This window comes from Phreatobacter stygius (assembly GCF_005144885.1).
GTDB classification, from domain to species: domain Bacteria; phylum Pseudomonadota; class Alphaproteobacteria; order Rhizobiales; family Phreatobacteraceae; genus Phreatobacter; species Phreatobacter stygius.
Map to the genome: position 1 here is coordinate 2,422,922 of NZ_CP039690.1, position 13,556 is coordinate 2,436,477.

Below are 13,556 nucleotides of genomic sequence, written 5' to 3' on the forward strand. Positions count from 1 at the left end.
AGGCCGGCGCGACTGATTCCATCTGCCCGCCGTCGACACATCGCTAAGAAAACACGCCGCCAGGCCATAGAGACAGACCTTTTTCCATGACGCGCCAATCCGGACCGGCCAATCTCGAACCTGACCTGAGCGATCTCGAATTGCCCGAGACCGACGAGGCCGACGAGGTTGTGCTGGACCTGATCGCCGACGACGATGCGGCACCGGCCGCCGGCCCGCTTGCCGCCGGCATCGACGTGATCAAGGCGGCGGTCAGACACGCGCCGAAGGGGTCCGGCGTCTATCGGATGATCGGCGCGAGCGGCGAGGTCCTTTATGTCGGCAAGGCCAAGTCGATCACCAAGCGGGTGATTTCTTACGCCCGGCCAATTGGCCTGGCCACCCGCATCGCGCGCATGGTGGCGGCCACCACCGCGATGGAATTCGTCTCGACCAACACCGAGACCGAGGCCCTGCTGCTCGAAGCCAACCTGATCAAACAGCTCAGGCCGCGCTTCAACGTGCTGCTGCGCGACGACAAGTCCTTCCCCTATATCCTGATATCAGGCGACCACGCGTCACCGCGCATCGCCAAGCACCGCGGCGCGCGCTCGATGAAGGGTGACTATTTCGGCCCCTTCGCCTCGGCTCAGGCGGTCGGGCGCACCATCAACGCGCTGGAGCGCGCCTTCCTGATCCGCTCCTGCGCCGATCCGGTGTTCGAGAGCCGCACCCGCCCCTGTCTCCTGTTCCAGATCAAGCGCTGCTCCGGTCCCTGCACCGCCGAGATCAGCAAGGACGGCTATGATGCGCTGGTCAACGAAGCCAAGCTGTTCCTCTCCGGCCGTAGCCAGGTGGTCAAGCGGGTGCTTGCCGACCAGATGGAACAGGCCGCCGAGAATCTCGAATTCGAGCGCGCCGCCGTCTATCGCGACAGGCTTGCCGCCTTGTCCGCCATCCAGGCGACCCAGGGCATCAATCCGCGCGGCGTCGAGGAGGCCGATGTCTTTGCCGCGACCCAGCAGGGCGGCCAGACCTGCATCCAGGTATTCTTCTTCCGCACCGGCCAGAACTGGGGCAATCGAGCCTATTATCCGCGTGCCGACCGCTCGATCGAAGCGGCCGAGGTGCTGGGCTCATTCGTCGCCCAGTTCTATGACGACAAGCCACCGCCATCGCTGGTCCTGTTATCGCATGAGGTCGAGGATCAGCAACTGCTCGGCGAAGCCCTGTCGACGCGTGCCGGACGGCGGGTCGAGGTTGCGACGCCGAAGCGCGGCGAGAAAAAGGATCTCGTCGACCATGCCCTGCAGAATGCCCGCGAGGCGCTCGGCCGCAAGCTTGCCGAAAGCGCCTCGCAGCTGAAGCTGCTCGGCGGCCTCGCCGAGGCTTTCGGGCTGGACAAGCCACCGCGCCGCATCGAGGTCTATGACAACTCGCACATCATGGGCACCAATGCCGTCGGCGGCATGATCGTGGCCGGGCCGGAAGGCTTCCGGCGGAAGGATTACCGCACCTTCAACATCAAGTCCGACATCGCGCCGGGTGACGATTTCGGCATGATGCGCGAGGTGCTCGAGCGCCGTTTCAAGCGGCTCTTGAAGGGCGATGCCGAAGCCGCCGGCGAAGCGGCCGTCGATGGTGACGACGAACAGTCGGCCTGGCCCGACCTGGTGCTGATCGACGGCGGCCCGGGACAGCTTTCCGCGGCCCGCCAGATCCTCACCGATCTCGGCATCGCCAATGTTCCGCTGGTCGGCATCGCCAAGGGGCGCGACCGCGAGGCCGGCCGCGAGACCTTCCATATGGCCGGCCGCGAGCCGTTCCGGCTCGAACCGCGCGATCCCGTGCTCTATTTCGTCCAGCGGCTGCGCGACGAAGCGCACCGCTTTGCCATCGGCACCCATCGGGGCCGGCGCAAGAAAGACATGAAGGAAGCGGGCCTGGCCGAGATCGCCGGCATCGGGCCATCACGCAAACGGGCGCTGCTCAATCATTTCGGCACGCTGAAAGCGATCGAAAGGGCCGGGCTCGACGATCTGCAGCGGGCGCCCGGCATCAATGCCGGCACCGCCAAGGCGGTCTATGACTTCTTCCACCCGACCGGCTGACGCCGGCTCAGGCGCCTGCAGCGCGCGCCTCCGCGACCAGCCGGTCGGTCGCCGTCTCGATCGCGGTTTTCAGCCTTTCGGCAAACTCCTCCGGCGGCAGGCCGGGAAGGATCGGATCGAGGCATTCGACGATCACCGTACCCGGCCGCCGCATGAACGACCGGCGCGGCCAGAACAGCCCGGCATTATGCGCCACCGGCTGGCACGGCACGCCGAGCGCCTGATAGAGATGGGTCACGCCATATTTATAGTCGGGCGGCGCCCCGACCGCCCGGCGCGTGCCTTCGGGAAAGATCATCACCTGCTGGCCGCGCCCGACCGCGTCGTGGGCGCCGGGTGTGATCGAGGCCAGCGTGCCGCCCTTCTTGCCGCGCTCGACCGGGATCTGCTCGGCCTTCCAGACCGCCCAGCCGAACAACGGAACATGAATCAGCTCGCGCTTGAACACATAGGCCGGCCGGCGGAACGGAATGAAGAAGGCGAAGGTTTCCCAGGCCGACTGGTGCTTGGCCGCGACCAGAATGGCGCCGGCCGGGATCTTCTCCAGGCCACGGAAATCGACATGCATGCCGCAGATCACGCCGAGCGCCCAGAGATTGGCCCGCCCCCAGACCCAGCCGACGAACAGGATCGGTCTCGGCGACGGCCAGGCCAGGACCGGGACCAGGATGATCACCAGCAGCAGCGTCCAGAGATAGAAGAACAGATTGAAGATGGCCGAGCGCAACAGCAGCATCAGGCGGGTCCCCCCGCCCCGAGGCGGTGCTCAATAGGTCGCGGCGCGCGCCGTGCGCGGTTCGGCGGTCGGGATATCCAGCCTGAGCCGTACGGCAGCCATCAGGTATTTGGCATATTCGAAGCTCAGAATCTTCAGACTTGGCGGATCTTTCCACCAGACATTGCGCTTCATCGCCTCGGTCGACACCGGATAGGCGATCAGCTTCACGTCGGGCAGGACCCGCTGCAATTCCAGCATGGTGCGCGGCATGTGGTAGCTCGATGTCACCACCAGCACCGAACGGAACCCGTTGCTGCGCACCCACTTGCCGGTTTCCATGGCGTTGCCGAGCGTGTTCAGCGCCCGGTGGTCGAGATCGATACAGCATTGCATCAAGGCGGCCGAGCCTGGGATCAGTCGCGCCAGCTCCCGCTCGCCGACCATCGGATTGACGCCGCTGATCAGCAATCGGCGACCCTGGCCGGTACCGAGCAGCGCAATGGCGTCGGTCAAACGCGATGATCCGCCGGTCATGGCGACGATCGCCTCGGCACGCGGTCCGTCGGTCTCGGCCACCCGCGTTGCCGACCGGGCAAACGGAATGAAACCGATCGCCAGCCCGGTCAGGCCAACCAGGCAGAGACCCAGAACGACAGGTGCCGGGCGAAACAGCCAGCGTCCCCGTCTCCGTTGCTCCGTGACGGGGGTCACATTTGGCGCGGCGCTCGGCGCGGCCCATGTACGCGTTCGCGACATTCCCTAAAGTATACCATCGATTGCGGCGGACTCACGACCCGTCTGTGACCTAGCGCCACGGTCTTCAACGATCCGTTAAGCAAAACGCCGCGGCTGGCCTAGGGGCATCGTAACCCGGTCTGACCGTTCGGCCGAGGTTGACCTTCAAGCCGCCGGCTGGTGGTGTGGCCGGACACGAGGAGACCACGTCGATGAAAGCCGTTCTGTGCAAGACCTTCGGACCGCCCGAAAGCCTCGTCATCGAGGAACTGCCGGATCCGAGCGCTGGCGCCGGCGAGGTGGTTGTCGCGGTGACCGCCGTCGGGCTCAACTTCTTCGACAACCTGATCATCAAGAACATGTATCAGGTGAAACCGCCCATGCCGTTTTCGCCGGGCTCCGAATTCGCCGGCCGCATCCTCAGCCTGGGCGACGGCGTGACCGGCTTCAAGATCGGCGACCGGGTGGCCGGCAACCTGTCGCATGGCGCGGCGCGTACCCAGATCGTGGCCAAGGCGACCGCGCTGGCGCCGATCCCCGATGCCTTGACCGACGAGCAGGCCGCTGGCCTCGTCATCACCTATGGCACGACCATTCACGCCCTGAAGGACCGCGCCCAGCTGAAGCCGGGTGAGACGCTCGCCGTGCTGGGCGCCGCCGGCGGCGTCGGCCTCGCGGCGATCGAGCTCGGCAAGGCCATGGGCGCCCGGGTCATCGCCTGCGCCTCGACCGATGACAAGCTCGCCTTCTGCAAGGCCCATGGCGCCGACGAGGGCATCAATTACGCGACCGAGGACCTGAAGGAGCGGCTGCGCGCGCTGACCGACGGCAAGGGGCCTGACGTGATCTACGATCCGGTCGGCGACAAATATGCCGAGCCGGCGCTGCGCGCGATTGCCTGGGAGGGCCGTTTCCTGGTCATCGGTTTTGCTGGCGGCGAGATCCCGAAGATCCCGCTGAACCTGACCTTGCTGAAGAGCTGCGACATCCGCGGCGTGTTCTGGGGCGCCTTCGCCCAGCGCAATCCGAAGGCCAATAGCGAGAACCTCGCGCAGGTCGCTCGCTGGACCGCCGAGAAGAAGCTGTCGCTGCATGTCCACGCGACCTATCCCTTGGAACGGATCGCCGACGCGCTGAACGAGATCGCCACCCGCAAGGCCAAGGGCAAGGTCATCCTGAAACCCTGACCCCAACGGTCACCGCCGGCAGCCCGGAGATCCGTCACCCATCTCCGGCTGCAATATCCGGCGGCAATAGTCAGGCCGCCGTGGCAAAGGCCTGGACCGGGGTCGCCAGATCCGCCGCGACGGTGGCGCGTTCCTGCTCGTTTTCGGCGATCAGGTGCACATGCACCTCGTCGGCGCGCTTCATCTGGGCGAGCCGCGCCAGGGCCCGGGCCGAACACGGCGCACGCCCGGCCCAGACCGCCAGGCGGGTGCCGTCGGTTTCGCGCCGGGCCAGCACCATCACCGCACCCTCATAGGCCGGCGGATCGCTCGCCGGATAGACCGTCGCCAGATAGCGCCGGCCGGAAATGCCGCGCCAGGCATGAAAGCGTGCGGCCAGGCCGGCGACCGCCAGAGCCTGGGGCGGGCCTGCATCGAATGCATGGATGATTCGCTGTCTGCTCATTGGAACATAATGAGAACAAACTGGCCGAACCGTCAACGGCAAAGCGCGCTGCCGCCACTGGCGCGGCGCATTTTTTGAGCGCCGGCGGCGCCGACGGCGAACCTCAGGCGGCAAATTCGATCCGCTGGCCAAAGGCCAGTCCGCCCGGGACGACCAGCGCCCCGCCCGCCGTCGCCGTCGCCGCCCCCTGACGCGCCAGCACGGCGCCGACTTGGTCGCGCGACGCGCCGGCGACCCGATAGCCGATGAAGCGGGCAGCCGAACCGGGCTGGCGCGTGCCCGGCGCTTCGGCGCTCACCTGGAGCGCCACCCGGCCGAGCGTCACGCGGCCGCCCTCGGTTGTCGTTTCATGAGGCCTGTCCAGAATATCGGCCAGCCGGCGCGCCGCGGCCAACGGGTCGCCCGCGGCGCAGTCGACCCGGTCGAAGGCCCGGGCGCCGTTGCGGTGGTCGGTCCAGGCCGGGCGCCGGTAGAGCTCGACATTGTGATAGCGGCAACCGTTGAAGGTCACCACGTCGTCGACCGGCAGCAGCACGTCGAATTCCGGCCAGACCGATTCGGACGCCGACACTTTCCATTCGCGCCGGACATGGACCGGCGGCGCGAAGCCGCAGCCGAGCGCATTGAGCCGGGCATGAGCGCGCGCGGCATCGGCGAACGACAGCACCATCGACTTGATGCCTTCTTCGCCGGTCAAAAGCCGCGCCATCGCGGGCGGCAGTTTTTCCGGGTCCGAGACGCTCATCAGCTCGATGAAATTGGCCGAGCCACCCGATGTCTCGGGGAACAGGATCAGCCGGTTGACGATGCCCATGCCATCGATGCGGCTTTCCGGTGTCAGCGTGAAGCCGAGCGCGTCGAAGAAGCGGGCCGCCGCGTCGAGGTCGTGCACGAAGGTCAGCAGATGGTCGATGGCCTCGACCGGATTGTCGCTCACGGCATTTGCTCCGCATGATCGAGAAGGGCGTTGACGTGCAAGGCAACGGCATCGACGACATCGGCCGGCGCCGCGCCGTCCTGATAGAGCAGCGGCAGTTCCGTGCAGGCGAGCAGGATGGCGTCCGCGCCGCGCTGGCGCAGCCGTTCGCCGACCGCGTCGATCGCCTGCCGCGCCGCCGCCGTCACCATGCCGCGGGTCAGCTGGTTCTCGATGATGTCGTCGATGACGGCCTGGTCGGCTGCATCCGGGCGCAGCACCGCGCCGACGCCGGCGCGTGCGAGATGGTCGTCGAAGAAATCCTGGCCGGCGGCGAAACCGGTCGCCAGAACGCCGACCCGCCGGCAGCCGCGCTGCTTGAGGAACGGGCCGACCGGGTCCAGCACATGCAGGCACGGCACGCGCACCTGCTTTGCCAGCACGTCGAAAACCCGGTGCGCCGTCACGGCGGTCAGTGCGACGCAGCTCGCTCCGCCCTCCTCCAGGCCTTCGGCCGCGCGCCAGAGGTGGTGGCCGACGCCATCCCATTTGCCGGCCGAGGCAAGCTGGAACAGTGGCGCGAAATCGAGTGTGTAGACGAGACTTTCGAGCGTCGACTTGGCGCCGCGCCGCGTCTCGCTGGCTTCGTTCAGCATGCGGTAGTACCGCGCGGTCGAATGCCAGCTCATGCCGCCAACCAGGCCGATCAAGGGTTTGCTGAAAGGTCCACGCTCGGTCATGCGGCGAATGCCTCGATCATTGGCCCGACATTGGGTGCCTCAGCCAGCGTCTCGATTGCGGCAATCAAGTGATCGGCGCGGCCGATCCAGCATTCGCGCCCGGAGAAAGCGACGCATTGCCGGAATTTCGCCGCAAGGTCAGCCGTCGATGCCGGGTTCTCCGGCCAGCCGCGGCCGAACTGGGCCGGCACCAGCAATTCCGACCCGTCCGCATGCCGGACGATCACCTCGCATTGATCGAAATGTCCGAACGCGGGTTCTTCCGCGACGGCCATCCGGCCGGCAAAGGCAACGATATCGGGCGCGGTCGCAGCCGAAGCCGTGAATTCTTCGAGTGTCGCCCGGCCACGCAGGATTGCATTGGCGGCGACGTAGCGGACGCTGAACTGGGCGTCGATCTCGGGCGTCGTGGTGGGCGCATAGGCGCCGCCGCAGATGACCCGCATGGTCGGCGATATCCGGATCGCGACATCGGTCACCGCGGCGGGCCTCAGGTCGCCGCTTTGCCTGGCAGCCAGCAGCGCTTCGGTGAGCGCCAGCGTCACGCCGCAGCTCGGATAGAGTTTGAAGCAGGTCGCCTCTTGCCCCAGGAACCGCTGCCCGAGACCTTCGTCCAAGCCGTCGAGCCTGGGTTCAGCCGGGCCGTAGAGCCGGAAGAAGCCGCTCTCGCCGGCCAGCACACGGCGCGGACCGGTGATGCCGGCCGCCGCCATCAGGGTCGCCTCGAGTGCGTGGCGGGCGACCAGTCCCTGGCTGATCCGCACCGCCAGCGCCTTGTCCTGATAGTGCTGGAAGGTGCCGATGCCGAAATCGAAGGCAAGGCCGACCGCATGGCCGAGCTGGTCGCGCGACAGGCCGAGCAGCCGCCCGGCGATGACCGCACCGGAAAACAGCCCGAGAATGTTCGAATCGAAACCGCGGTAGAAGAAGCCATTGGCTTGCGCCGCGCGGTTGATGCGCTGGCCGACGTCCTGCCCCACCGCCAGCGCCGCCAGGATATCGGCCCCGCTTGCATCAGACAGTTCGGCCGCCGCGAGCGCGACGGGCACATCCGACGAACTCGGATGCCAGCCCGGCGACAGCACGTCGCAGAAGTCCAGCGCCCGGGCGCGTACCGCATTGACGAAGGCGGTCTGGGGCGCCGCCAGCCGCTCCGTCGATCCGATCACGGTGGCTTCGGCCGTGCCGCTCCAGCGGCGGGCGAGCGACAGTGCCGTCCCGGTGCCGGCCTGGTCGTGGCCGGCGGCGAGGCAGCCGAGATTGTCGAGCACACGGCGAGCCTGGAAGGCGATCGTGCGGGCCGGCACAGCCGATGCCCGGACGCCGGCTGCATGGTCGATCAGCCCTTCGATCGGATCGGTCACTGCTGCTCGATCCCGAGATCGCGGAACACCGCTTTGATCGTGACGATCTCGCGCTCCAGGCTGACCGCGAATTCGTCGGGCGACGAGGCGATCGGCTCGAAGCCGAGCTTGCCCATGCGCTCGGCGACTTCGGGCGCGCGCACCACCGCACGCATTTCATTGGCCAGCTTGTCGACGATCGGCCGCGGCGTCCGGCCGGGCGCGAAGGCGCCGAGCCAGATGCCGATCTTGAACACCGGATCGGCCAGGCCGAGCTCGGTCAATGTCGGCAGGTCGGGCAAAGCCGGAGACCGTTTGAGACCGGACACGGCGAGCGCCCTGAGCGCACCCTGCTCGATATGCTGGCGGGTATTGGCGATCGAGGCGAAGGACACCGCGATCTGGTTGGCGATCAGGTCGTTCACGATCGGCGCTTCGCCACGATAGGGCACGTGGGTCAGGTTGAGCTTGAAATGGCGGTTCCACAACGCCTCACCCGCCAGATGCGCCGAGCCGCCGATACCCCAGGACCCGAAGGATAGAGGCTGACCCGAAGCCTTGGCCTGTTCGGCGAATTCCTGCGGCGTCCTGGCGGTGAACTTGGCGCTGGTGACCAGGATCATCGGCGCCAGGAAAGCCTGGGTGATCGGCGCGAAATCCTTGATCGGGTCATAGGCGATGGTCTTGAACAGGGCGACATTGTTGACCTGCGTGTCGATCACCGTGAACAGGATGGTGTGGCCATCCGGCTCGGCGCGCGCCACCGCATTCGCCCCCAGCATGCCGCTGGCGCCGGTGCGGTTCTCGATCACCACACCCTGGCCGAGCCGCCTGGCCAGGCCTTCGCCGACCAGGCGCGCGGTCGCGTCCAGCGGCCCCCCGGCTGAATAGGGCACGATGAAGATGATCGGGCGGCTCGGAAAGGCCTGCGCCCGGGCCTGGCCGGCGACCGCGACGCCCGCCGCGCCGATGATGAATTGACGGCGATCCATCGGGACCCCTCCATGACGACTGGAAGGAGTTTAGCGGCGGCGAAACCGCCGGTGAGGCCGAATGTTGCGTCAAGCCGGGCTTTTTATCGCGCGCTTGCGCCGTGCCGCGCGGCGCTCGGCGAAAATCCGAAACGGCCGCGAAAGGCGCGCGCGAATTTCGACGGACAGGCCCAGCCGGCATCGAGCGCAACCGCCAGCACCGTTCGATCGGTCGATTGCAAATCCACTAGCGCCTTGTCGAGGCGCTGCAGCCGCATGATCCGCGCCGGTGCGTCGCCGTGCCGCGCCTTGCTGGCGCGCCACAAGGTCGAGCGGGCATAACCGGTGGCGGCCTCGATCGCCTTGAGCCGGGTCGGCGCCGGCCGGCCGGCATTGAACTCGAGCAGGTTCTGCAACGCGCCGGCCGCTCCGTTGCGGCCGGCCAGGCCGGCGCCGCTTTGCGCCGAACGTCTGAGGAAAGCGCAGACGAGTTCGGCACCACGCCCGGACAGTGCGCTCAGCATCATGCGCTCGCTGGTCTCCCAGGGCTGGAAGCCGTCGAGAATGGCGCGTTCGCGGCTGGACCAGGGCCTATTCGCCAGGACGCGCCCGTCATCGGAGCCGAGCAGCACCGTGGTCTGGCCGTCGAGATCGATCGCGAGATCATGCACCAGGCGCGCCAGCGCCGACGGCGTCAGCCGGATCTGCAGGAAGGAGGCGGGCCCGGCCGGCAGGTGAACGATGAAACCGCCGCCGGCATTGGGGGCCCGCAAATGGGCGTGGCCGTTGCGGAAGCCGAGCGAACCCGGGCGCTGCCCGATGATCTCGCCCGAGATGTCACCGGTCATGAAGAAGGTCAGCAGCAGTTGCGGACCGGGATGCAGATGAACCCGCACCGGACGGCCGAGCCTGAACCGGCCGAACACCGCCGACACGCCGTTGTCGATCGCGCTGCGCAGAAAGATGTCCTGCCGGTCGGCGGAGCGATGGACGAATTCACTCATTTGCGGCAGCGGCGGCAGAACCGCATCGGGGGTGGCGCGCGGATCCGACAGACGGCGAATGAAGGCACCCTCGCCGATGGCCCGCGTTGCTATCTGCATCGCCTTCTCCCGTCAGGACGCCTTTCCGAGCGGCCGCGACAGCAGCGCCTGGCGGTCGATCTTGCCGGAGCCCGTCTTCGGCAATTCGTCGAGATAGTCGACGCGCCGCGGATATTTATAGGGCAACAGCCTTTGCTTCACATAGGCCTGAAGTTCGGCGGTGCGGCTGCCGTCGGTCGCGCCGTCCGATGAAACGACGAAAGCGTGCAGCGTCATGCGCCGGTCCGGCAGTTCGACCGCCATGACCGCGCATTCGCGGACCGCCGGGTGATCGGCGAGCGCCAGTTCGATCTCCAGCGGATAGACCCATTGTCCGGACACCTTGATCAGGTCGTCGGCGCGGCCCTTGAAGGTGAAGAATCCGTCGGCGTCGCAGGTAAACCGGTCGCCGGTCCAGATCCAGCCGTCGCGGAACGTCTCGGCGGTCTTGTCCGGGCGGTTCCAATAGAGTGGCGCGCTCGAGCCGCCCCGGACCCACAGGATGCCTTCCTCGCCCGCGCCGGCGTCACGGCCGTCGCGATCGGTCAGCCTGACCTCGTAGCCGGGCACGCGCAGGCCGGCGGCGCCGGGTTTTCGCCGGCCAGGCAGGTTGGACAGGTAGATGTGCAGCGCCTCGGTCGAGCCGAGGCCTTCGACGATGTCGCGGCCGGCAATCGCCGTCCAGGCAGCGGCGGTCTCGTTCGCCAGCACCTCGGCCGCGGAGACGCAGAGCCGGAGCGAGGAGAAGTCGGTCCGCTCAACCTCGGCGGCATTGACCAGCGCGGTATAGAGTGTCGGCAGGCCGAAAAAGACGCTCGGGCGATAGCGCGTGATGCAATCGAGCACGGCGCGTGGCTCCGGCCGGCCCGGCAGGAGCACGCAGGCCGCACCGACCGAAAAGGGGAAGGTCAGCGAGTTGCCGAGACCATAGGCGAAGAAGATCTTCGGGACCGAGAAGCAGATGTCGTCTTCGCGCAAAGCCAGCACGTGCCGGCCATAGCTCGCCGCCGTATAGGCCATGTCGTGCTGGAGATGGACGATGCCCTTCGGCCGGCCGGTCGATCCGGACGAATACATCCAGAAGGCCATATCGTCGCGATGCGTGGCGGCGGCGGCGAGGCTGCCGTCGAAACCGGCAAGCCAGCGCGATGCGATGGTGACCTGCGCGGCGCCGGCAGGCTCGGCATCGGCTTGATCGCCAACCACGATGATGCGGTCGAGCCTTGCCCCGTCCGCCGCGAGGCCCGCCATGAGGCCGGCAAATCCCGGCTCGACGATCGCCACGCGCGCCGCGGAATCGTCGAGGTAATAACGCAGGAGCTCCGGCGGCGTCAGGGTATTGACCATCACCGGCACGAGGCCGGCCCGGATCGCGCCAAAAAAGGCGGCGGGATAGGCCGGCGTATCGTCGAGCAGCATCAGCACCCGCTCGCCGCGCTTGAGACCGAGCGCCAGCAGGCCCTGGCCGAAAAGCGCGGCGTCTTTTGCCAATCCCTCATAGGTCACATCGCCGAGCGGGCAATGGATCGCGATCCGGCCGCCGCGCCCGGCGGCGAGATTGTCGAACAGGATGGCGCTGGCATTGTAGCGCTCGGGCACGGCAAAGCCGATTTCGCGCGCCGCCGGGCCGTCATGCGGCACGGCATCAATGATCCCGGCGCTCATGCCGCGACCGCCGCGTCATAGGCCGCGACGAAACGCGGCGCGACGGCCGCCAGGCGATCCTTGTCGACCCGGCCCGAGCGCGTCACATAGCTCATGGCGAAGTCGAAAGGCGGCAACCGCATGTGATCGCGGAACCGTTCGTACCAGGCGGCCGACGCATCGGCGGCACGCAAGATCTTCTCGACGATCGGCCGGCGCGCCGCCTCATAGGCCTGAAGCCCGGCCCGGACATCGCCCGGTTGGGCCTCCAGCGCCTTGACCAGGGCAATCACGTCCTCGATCGCCAGCCGCGTGCCCGAGCCGATCGAGAAATGCGCGGTATGCAGCGCGTCGCCGACCAGCGCCACATTGCCGGCATGCCAGCGCTGGGTGCGCAGCTTCGGGAACTGCCGCCAGACCGACCGGTTGGAGATCAGCGGCTTTCCGGCGAGCGCTTCGGCGAAGACCCGTTCGCACAGGCCGCGCGACGCGTCCTCGTCCATCGCCGCGAACCCGGCCCGGGCAAAGGTCTCAGGATCACACTCGATGATGAATGTGCTCATGTCCGGCTGATAGCGATAGTGATGGGCATTGAAGACGCCGAGTTCGGTTTCGACGAAGCTCTGGGTCAGCGTCTCGAAGCGTTTCGCCACGCCATACCAGGCGAAGCGGTTGTCGAGATGGCTCATGGTCGGGCCGAATTCCGCCGCGCGGCTGCGCCGGGCGAGCGAATTGACGCCGTCGGCGCCGACGATCAGGTCGACCGGACCGAATTCGTCGAGCGAGCGCACCACCCGCCCATAGGCCGGCGCGACGCCGACATCGCCGGCACGCTGCTGCAGCAGGCGCAAGAGCTCCAGCCTGCCGATCGCGGAAAAGCCGATGCCGTCAATGGCAATGGACCGGCCGCGATGCACCAGCGTGATGTCCGACCAGGTCTGCATCCGGGGCGCGATCAGCGCATGGGTTTCGGCGTCATCCTCGCGCAGGAAGTCCAGAGCGCGATCGGAAAACACCACGCCGAAGCCGAATGTGGCATCGGCGGCGTTTTGTTCGACGACGATCAGCTCGTCGCCGGGATGGCGGCGCTTCCACAAGGTGGCGAAGACCAGGCCGGCAGGCCCGGCGCCCAGAACAGCGATGCGCATGTGATGTCCTCCGACGACGGCCCGGTCGCGACCGGGCTCTTGTGCATTTGACAATATGAAAAGCATTATCCAAAAGAGAACGCAAGGCCGCCGCATGGACCAGGCGAAATCCGGAGAGCGCTCATGTCGGAACCGGGCTTCCAGTGCCGTTTCACCATCGAATGGGGCGATTGCGACGAAGCCGGCATCGTCTATTACCCGCGCTATCTCGATCTCTTCGACCGGACCTTCCAGGGCTTCCTGCGCAGTCGCGGCCTGAGCCAGCGGGTGCTGCGCGCCCGTTTCGGCATCGTCGGCACGGCGATCGTCGAGGCCCACGCCGAATTCCGCGGACCCGCCACCTATGACGACGAACTCGTCGCCATGGCTTCGATCACGGCCTGGCACGACAGGCGCTTCCGGATCGACTACCGCCTCGTGCGGGCGGACAAACCGATCGTGACCGGTTACGAAGACCGGGCCTGGGTCGGCCGCGACCCGGCCGGCAGGCTCGCGGGACAGCCGATCCCCGAGGCGTTCAGAACGGCGATGGAGTGA

The 13,556-nt window shown here is 67.3% G+C and carries 13 protein-coding genes; 3 read left to right on the forward strand and 10 right to left on the reverse strand.

Features of this window, described 5'->3' with window-relative positions; all coding sequences use genetic code 11:
* Positions 1 to 86 precede the first annotated feature (86 nt).
* Positions 87 to 2,090: an excinuclease ABC subunit UvrC gene (gene uvrC, locus E8M01_RS11130; protein ID WP_136960175.1), complete on the forward strand. Its 2,004-nt coding sequence runs from the start codon at positions 87 to 89 to the stop codon at positions 2,088 to 2,090.
* Between the two features lie 7 nt (positions 2,091 to 2,097).
* On the opposite strand, the gene E8M01_RS11135 is transcribed toward uvrC, so the two are convergent.
* Together E8M01_RS11135 and E8M01_RS11140 are read right to left on the reverse strand one after the other, a co-directional pair.
* Positions 2,098 to 2,826: a lysophospholipid acyltransferase family protein gene (locus tag E8M01_RS11135; protein WP_136960176.1), complete on the reverse strand. Its 729-nt coding sequence runs from the start codon at positions 2,824 to 2,826 to the stop codon at positions 2,098 to 2,100.
* Positions 2,827 to 2,856: 30 nt separating this feature from the next.
* Positions 2,857 to 3,519 carry a YdcF family protein gene (locus tag E8M01_RS11140; RefSeq protein WP_170181857.1) on the reverse strand — a complete coding sequence of 221 codons (663 nt, stop codon included), beginning with the start codon at positions 3,517 to 3,519 and terminating at the stop codon, positions 2,857 to 2,859.
* Positions 3,520 to 3,755: 236 nt separating this feature from the next.
* Here E8M01_RS11140 and E8M01_RS11145 point away from each other — a divergent pair, with 236 nt between their 5' ends.
* Positions 3,756 to 4,730, forward strand: coding sequence for an NADPH:quinone oxidoreductase family protein (locus E8M01_RS11145; RefSeq protein WP_136960178.1), 975 nt, complete (start codon positions 3,756 to 3,758; stop codon positions 4,728 to 4,730).
* A 70-nt stretch (positions 4,731 to 4,800) separates the two neighbouring features.
* On the opposite strand, the gene E8M01_RS11150 is transcribed toward E8M01_RS11145, so the two are convergent.
* The 8 genes from E8M01_RS11150 to E8M01_RS11185 all read right to left on the reverse strand — a co-directional run bounded on the left by E8M01_RS11150 (position 4,801) and on the right by E8M01_RS11185 (position 13,019).
* Complete coding sequence (locus E8M01_RS11150; protein ID WP_136960179.1) at positions 4,801 to 5,175, reverse strand: hypothetical protein; 375 nt, start codon at positions 5,173 to 5,175, stop codon at positions 4,801 to 4,803.
* Positions 5,176 to 5,278: 103 nt separating this feature from the next.
* Positions 5,279 to 6,112, reverse strand: a complete 834-nt coding sequence (locus E8M01_RS11155; protein WP_170181858.1) for a VOC family protein — start codon at positions 6,110 to 6,112, stop codon at positions 5,279 to 5,281.
* On the reverse strand, positions 6,109 to 6,831 hold the full coding sequence (locus tag E8M01_RS11160; RefSeq protein WP_136960180.1) for an aspartate/glutamate racemase family protein: 723 nt from the start codon (positions 6,829 to 6,831) through the stop codon (positions 6,109 to 6,111). The genes E8M01_RS11155 and E8M01_RS11160 overlap by 4 nt, the downstream gene beginning before the upstream one ends.
* Positions 6,828 to 8,195 (reverse strand): MmgE/PrpD family protein, encoded by a 1,368-nt coding sequence (locus E8M01_RS11165; RefSeq protein WP_136960181.1) that lies wholly within the window; start codon positions 8,193 to 8,195, stop codon positions 6,828 to 6,830. Before E8M01_RS11165 ends, E8M01_RS11160 begins: the two co-directional genes overlap by 4 nt.
* Positions 8,192 to 9,166, reverse strand: a complete 975-nt coding sequence (locus E8M01_RS11170) for a Bug family tripartite tricarboxylate transporter substrate binding protein (RefSeq protein ID WP_136960182.1) — start codon at positions 9,164 to 9,166, stop codon at positions 8,192 to 8,194. Before E8M01_RS11170 ends, E8M01_RS11165 begins: the two co-directional genes overlap by 4 nt.
* Positions 9,167 to 9,249: 83 nt before the next feature.
* Positions 9,250 to 10,248, reverse strand: coding sequence for a helix-turn-helix transcriptional regulator (locus E8M01_RS11175; protein ID WP_136960183.1), 999 nt, complete (start codon positions 10,246 to 10,248; stop codon positions 9,250 to 9,252).
* A 12-nt stretch (positions 10,249 to 10,260) separates the two neighbouring features.
* Positions 10,261 to 11,892, reverse strand: coding sequence for a benzoate-CoA ligase family protein (locus E8M01_RS11180; RefSeq protein ID WP_136960184.1), 1,632 nt, complete (start codon positions 11,890 to 11,892; stop codon positions 10,261 to 10,263).
* The gene (locus tag E8M01_RS11185; protein WP_136960185.1) at positions 11,889 to 13,019 is read right to left on the reverse strand and encodes an FAD-dependent monooxygenase; all 1,131 of its coding nucleotides are present in this window, start codon (positions 13,017 to 13,019) and stop codon (positions 11,889 to 11,891) included. The genes E8M01_RS11180 and E8M01_RS11185 overlap by 4 nt, the downstream gene beginning before the upstream one ends.
* A 123-nt stretch (positions 13,020 to 13,142) precedes the next feature.
* Between E8M01_RS11185 and E8M01_RS11190 the strand changes: the two genes are divergently transcribed.
* Positions 13,143 to 13,556 carry an acyl-CoA thioesterase gene (locus E8M01_RS11190; RefSeq protein ID WP_136960186.1) on the forward strand — a complete coding sequence of 138 codons (414 nt, stop codon included), beginning with the start codon at positions 13,143 to 13,145 and terminating at the stop codon, positions 13,554 to 13,556.